Source organism: Mycobacteriales bacterium (assembly GCA_035690485.1).
Classification (GTDB): Bacteria; Actinomycetota; Actinomycetes; order JAFAQI01; family DASSKL01; genus DASSKL01.
In genome coordinates this window covers 1-3,902 of record DASSKL010000092.1, presented here as the reverse complement: position 1 = coordinate 3,902, position 3,902 = coordinate 1, and the positions used below count along the sequence as shown (strand labels likewise).

Genomic DNA, 3,902 nt, shown 5'->3' with positions numbered 1-3,902 from the left:
TTCTCCCTCCCCGGCCCGTGCCGTCGTCCTCCCCTGCGGCACGGGCAGCTTTCACAGGTTCGATGCGCCCGACGGCGAGCAGCCCGGCGCTTCGCAGCCCCCGAACACGGACTACGGGCGGCTCGACGCGTGCCATTCGTGTCGTGAGCCGCACCCGGACTTGCGGTGGGGCATGTGCCCGCCGTGCCGAGCGGGGATGGCGGCGTGAGCGTCTGCCACGTCTACCTCAAGAGCGGTCAGGTCATCGATCTGCACGGCAAGGGCTTCACGACCACCTACGGCCGCCTCGACGGTGATCTGCGGGAGATCAAATGGCAGTCGCTGAACACCGCCAAGACCGACCCGCTCTGGCTCGACATCTCACACGTCGCCGCTGTGGTGGTGAGCAAGTGAGTCGTCACGACCCCGCCAAGACAACGGCCCTCACGCCGAGCGACCGGCATGAGGGCCACGACCAACAGGAGGCAAGGCCCTGATGGCCACCCCGAAGCATACCCCCGACCTCGTGGAGGTCACCACCCAGCAGCAGCTCGACCAGGCCGTCGCCGACGGGAACATCCCGGTCTGCCGCCGCGGGTTCTTCGCCGCGTTCGGCCAGGCGACCGTGAGGGCGTCGAAGTTCGTGGCGGTCCATCGCAACGGCGACACCGCGAAGGTCAACGGCGGGGTGCTCATCCAGATCCCGCCGCTGGACACGCCCGCAGACTGGCTGGACTACTACGGCGTCGAGCACGACGACACCGCGGTGCTGTTCAAGGCGGTGGACGGCGACTACCGCTCCCGTCACGGGGCGACGTACACGCCCGGCTCGATGGTGGAGTGCGATGACTGGGACTCGGTGCCGGCGTGCGTTGGGGGGCTGCATCTGTGCGCGCGGCCGTTCATGGCGGCCCGCTACCAGGAGAACGCGAAGCGGTTCCTCGCGTGCCGGGTGAAGGTCAGCGACGTGGTGGTGATCGACAACGACTCCGGCACGGCGGACAAGGTGAAGGTGCCCCGGCTGGAGGTGCTGTTCGAGGTCGACGAGGATGGCGAGCGTGTCGAGGCCGACCGGAAGGTGGTGGCCTGAGATGCCCGGGCAGACGACGACGCGCGTCTGGTGTGATGACCGCGAGGAGGTCAACGCGCTGCTGCGCTACTTGATCCGTGGGGGTGAGGTGGCCTCGCTGGATGCCGCGATGGATGTGCTGGACGAGCCGTGGCACTTCGAGGCGGAGTACCGGCGGATGCTCGCCGACCGGGAGCAGGTGGCGTGATGGGCGAGCAGAACGTCATCGACGGCACCGCCGAAGAGGTTGGCACAGACATCGAGCATGTCGAGCAGCAGCACGCCACGACGCTGTTTCGTACCGATGATCCGGTGGAGGTCGTTGAGCGTGCCTCTCGCATAGCGGACGCTCTCAAGGATGTGCTCGACAAGAAGGGCCTCGTCGAGCGCATCCAGGGGAAGGGCCACGTCAAGGTCGAGGGGTGGCAGCTTCTCGGGTCGATGCTCGGCGTGACCGCCGTGTGCGTCGACACGGAGCCGATCGACGGTGGCTTCAAGGCGACCGTTGAGGCGCGCACGATCGACGGCCGGGTGGTCGGCCGGGCAGATGCGCTCTGCACGAAGCATGAGAAGCGTGGCCCGTGGAAGTCATCGGATGACTATGCGCGGTTGTCGATGGCGCAGACGCGGGCCACGTCGAAGGCGTTGAAGGGGCCGCTGGGGTTCGTGGTGAGTCTCGGGGGCTATCAGACGACGCCGGCCGAGGAGATGACGTTCGCGGAGCCCGATGGTGCCGGGCAGCAGTCGGGGGACATGGCGAAGCGCGAGGCGGGGAGGGTCACGCAGGAGCAGTACCAGGCGATCGTCGCGGCGTTCCAGAACGCCCAGGCAGTCAGCGTGAAGCAGCTCGTCGCGTGGCTCGATGAGCACAACGCCCCGCAGGACGAGAACTTCGCGCAGAGGGTCGCCGGGCTGGACGCGCCGACCGCGTTGAAGTTGCAGAAGTGGCTCGCCGAGAAGGGTCAGGTGGCGGCATGAGTCTCCCGGTGATCTTCGACCGGGGCGGCAACCTCACCATCCCTGACCAGGACACCGGGGAGCTCGTTTCGCTCAGGGAGGCGTCGGACCGTGCGTTGCTCACGGTCGCGGAGGAGATCGCCGAGCTTGACCGGCAGACCTTGGAGGCGAAGCGTGCGCTCGCGGCGGAGCTTCGGGAGCGGCATGGTGTTGGCACCGCGCACGCCGCTGGGTTTGGGTTCAAGGTGGCGGAGTCCACGTCGTGGCCGGAGGGCAAGGTCCGCGACACGCTCAACACGCTCGTCAACGAGGGCCTGGTGAGCGAGGCGGACGCCGAACGTTGCTGGAAGTCCAAGCCCGATGCGACGCAGCTCAAGGCGCTCGCCGGCCGCTTGACGCTGAGCGACCCGGAGGCCGCGCGGATGCTCGCGCAGGCATGTACCACCTCGCCGCCGAGTGTCCGTGATGTGAAGCGCGAGGCCGTCGACGCGGAGGCCGCGTGACCGACGCTGCATCTCTCATGGCGGCGATCGACGCGGACTGCCAGGCGCTCGACCTCGCAAGTAAGGAGCTTGCCGGCATGACCGACGCGCTCGCGCGCGCGGAGATCGACTACGAGGACGCCATGGACGCCGCCTTGGTGGCCGTCGAGGACGAGTACCGCCGGCGCGACGAGAGGCTCCCGAGCGAGCGTCAGCGTGACGCGCACGCCCGGCAGCGGATCGACCCGGAGGTTCGCCGCGAGTTTCTGCAGCTCGAGCGCAAGGTGAAGCACATCAAGGCGTGGGGCGAGATGCGTGCCCGTGCGTTGTCGGCGCGGCAGTCGGAGTTGTCGTTTCTCAAGGCGGAGGGTCAGGCACCGCAGCAGCAGCCGGCGTGGACCGCCAGGAGCGCCGCGTGACCCACAGCAGCCTCATGGTCAACACGGACCGCACGGTGATGGTCCGCTTCTGGAGCGACGGCACCACGGAGGTCTGCACCCGCCCGAACCCGGGCGCGACGTGGGGGCCGCCCGTCGCGGTGATGCCCGAGGCTCGCGACGGGGAGATCCCGGCTGACGTGCGTTCCCGCGCGTCGCTGCGCGCGGAGATCGACCGGCTCCGGCAGGTCATCGCCGACGAGCTTGAGTGCCCCGACTGCGAGGGCCACGGCACAGTGGACGTGCAGGCGAACCCTCGTGACCCGGCCGCCGTTGAGTCGGTGCGCTGCGCGACGTGTGGCGGGACGGGCGACCGGCGGAAGCGAGGCGAGGCCGCGTGAACGCCACGGACACCATCGCCCGCCGGGTCGCCCTGACGCACGAGCTCGCCCCCAAGGTGCAGCGGCTGCGTGACCACGGCCTCGACGACACCCTGACCGCCCATCAGCTCCAGTTGGCTGTCGGTGCCGTGTGGGGCGCGTTGGCGGCCGGTGAGCCGATCAGGGAGCGCGTGGCGGGCGTGGCGGTCATCGCCCTGGCATGGCTTGAGCAGCACGCTGAGGACGCGGCCCGGTGACGGCCGTGATGAGAATCGTGAGGGAGGTCGACGTTGATGCGCTCTGCACGTTGCGCGCCCGTGGGGTGCTCGGACTGGACGGGGGCGGGGCCTTGAGTTGGGCGAAGGGCGACGACGGCTACGACGACAAGCCGAAGATCCGCAAGGCGTGGAGGCTGAGCGGCTACGCGGTCGGGCTGCACTGGATGGCGGTCACCGCGAGCTGTCGCCATGAGAGTGACGGCCTAGTGGACCCGGAGTGGTTGTCGGACAAGCTCGCGGTGATCCCGCGCGCGGCAGGCCGCAAGGCGATCGACACGCTCATCAAGCTCGGGCTGTTCGAGCCGTTGCCGGCCGGTGAGACACGCGAGGCGACGGACACCAAGGGCTTCAAGGTCACGATCGGGCCGCTGGACGAGGAC

Annotated in this window: 9 protein-coding genes; all 9 read left to right on the top strand. The window is 69.1% G+C overall.

Annotated elements, in window-relative coordinates:
• Positions 1–204: 204 nt before the first annotated feature.
• A complete protein-coding gene (locus tag VFJ21_13925) occupies positions 205–393 on the top strand; it encodes a hypothetical protein (protein ID HET7408218.1) in 189 nt (62 codons plus the stop codon).
• Between the two features lie 82 nt (positions 394–475).
• Entirely contained in the window at positions 476–1,069 is a 594-nt protein-coding gene (locus VFJ21_13920) for a hypothetical protein (GenBank protein ID HET7408217.1), read from the top strand.
• 1 nt (position 1,070) lies between these two features.
• Positions 1,071–1,256, top strand: coding sequence for a hypothetical protein (locus tag VFJ21_13915; protein ID HET7408216.1), 186 nt, complete (start codon positions 1,071–1,073; stop codon positions 1,254–1,256).
• Positions 1,256–2,026, top strand: a complete 771-nt coding sequence (locus tag VFJ21_13910) for a hypothetical protein (GenBank protein HET7408215.1) — start codon at positions 1,256–1,258, stop codon at positions 2,024–2,026. The genes VFJ21_13915 and VFJ21_13910 overlap by 1 nt, the downstream gene beginning before the upstream one ends.
• An 8-nt stretch (positions 2,027–2,034) precedes the next feature.
• Positions 2,035–2,508: a hypothetical protein gene (locus tag VFJ21_13905; protein HET7408214.1), complete on the top strand. Its 474-nt coding sequence runs from the start codon at positions 2,035–2,037 to the stop codon at positions 2,506–2,508.
• 17 nt (positions 2,509–2,525) lie between these two features.
• Complete coding sequence (locus VFJ21_13900; protein ID HET7408213.1) at positions 2,526–2,906, top strand: hypothetical protein; 381 nt, start codon at positions 2,526–2,528, stop codon at positions 2,904–2,906.
• Positions 2,903–3,265 (top strand): hypothetical protein, encoded by a 363-nt coding sequence (locus tag VFJ21_13895; GenBank protein HET7408212.1) that lies wholly within the window; start codon positions 2,903–2,905, stop codon positions 3,263–3,265. Before VFJ21_13900 ends, VFJ21_13895 begins: the two co-directional genes overlap by 4 nt.
• Complete coding sequence (locus VFJ21_13890) at positions 3,262–3,501, top strand: hypothetical protein (protein HET7408211.1); 240 nt, start codon at positions 3,262–3,264, stop codon at positions 3,499–3,501. The genes VFJ21_13895 and VFJ21_13890 overlap by 4 nt, the downstream gene beginning before the upstream one ends.
• A gap of 17 nt (positions 3,502–3,518) precedes the next feature.
• Positions 3,519–3,902: hypothetical protein (locus tag VFJ21_13885; protein HET7408210.1), on the top strand; the 384-nt coding region annotated here is incomplete at its 3' end.

Excerpts from the sequence above, each read along its gene's own strand:
- VFJ21_13915 (HET7408216.1), top strand. The coding sequence starts at position 1,071 with ATGCCCGGGCAGACGACGACGCGCGTCTGGTGTGATGACCGCGAGGAG.
- VFJ21_13900 (HET7408213.1), top strand. The coding sequence starts at position 2,526 with ATGGCGGCGATCGACGCGGACTGCCAGGCGCTCGACCTCGCAAGTAAG.
- VFJ21_13910 (HET7408215.1), top strand. The coding sequence starts at position 1,256 with ATGGGCGAGCAGAACGTCATCGACGGCACCGCCGAAGAGGTTGGCACA.
- VFJ21_13920 (HET7408217.1), top strand. The coding sequence starts at position 476 with ATGGCCACCCCGAAGCATACCCCCGACCTCGTGGAGGTCACCACCCAG.